The following is a 1,054-nucleotide window of genomic DNA, read 5'->3' on the forward strand; positions in this document are numbered from 1 at the left end:
TGTCATATACGTGAACAATACTATTTGACAATGATAGAGATAGCAGAGAATGAACTTAAAATCAGTATCAGAAAAAAGTCATGTACCAAGTAATCTATAAAATGAAAGAAAGCAACAGGGATGTAAGCCTGGCAAGGATCTGCCGGTTGCTTGGTATCACCAGGCAGGCCTATTACCAGCACTGGCAGCACAACGAAATAGTGAACATCGAGCAGGAACTGGTGATCAAACAGGTCTTACAACTCAGGAAAGATCACCGTCATATGGGCACCAGGAAGCTTTATGAGCTGCTTCAGCCCTTTCTGCTGGAGCATCAGATCAAAATAGGGAGGGATGCTTTATTTGATCTTTTAGCCTCCCATAAGTTACTGGTGAAAAGATATAAACGGCGAGTATCGACCACCGACTCTTTTCATATGTACCGGAAGTTTCCAAACCGGATAAAAGGTTTTGTGCCGCGCAGGCCTAACCAGCTTTGGGTAAGTGATATCACGTATTGGAGGATCCAGGGCGGCGGCTTCCTTTACATCAGTTTTATTACAGATGCTTATTCAAGGAAGATCGTAGGCTACAACCTGGCAGAAAACTTATTATCTGTACAAACGGTCAATGCGCTCAAAATGGCACTGACAACAACAGATGATACATCTTTTTTAACGCACCATTCTGACAGGGGCCTGCAATATTGCTGTAATGAATACCTGCAAATCCTTGAAGAAAACAATATCAGCATAAGTATGACTGAAAGCAGCGACCCAAGGGATAATGCTATTGCCGAACGGGTTAACGGCATTATCAAGAATGAATACCTCAGCAGCTATAGTGTACACGACATCGAAGAAGGAAAGCAGGTACTGGATTTCGTGATCCACCTTTATAATGAAGAGCGGCCGCATATGAGCCTGGGTAACCTAACGCCAAATTCTATTCACGAGGAAAAAGCGCAACCCGAACAATTATGGAAAAATTACTATCAGCGCAGCCCGGTCCCGGCAGGGGACTTATCAACATGAAATGGAGGTTTTATAAAAAGAAAAAAAGAAGCAAAAAAAGA

General features: G+C 42.8%; 1 protein-coding gene. It reads left to right on the top strand.

Features of this window, described 5'->3' with window-relative positions; all coding sequences use genetic code 11:
• Positions 1-80: 80 nt before the first annotated feature.
• On the top strand, positions 81-1,013 hold the full coding sequence (locus tag DUL71_RS31795; protein WP_114941824.1) for an IS3 family transposase: 933 nt from the start codon (positions 81-83) through the stop codon (positions 1,011-1,013).
• Positions 1,014-1,054: the final 41 nt, after the last annotated feature.

Origin of the sequence: Mucilaginibacter endophyticus, from assembly GCF_003351025.1 — a bacterium.
GTDB lineage: Bacteria > Bacteroidota > Bacteroidia > Sphingobacteriales > Sphingobacteriaceae > Mucilaginibacter > Mucilaginibacter endophyticus.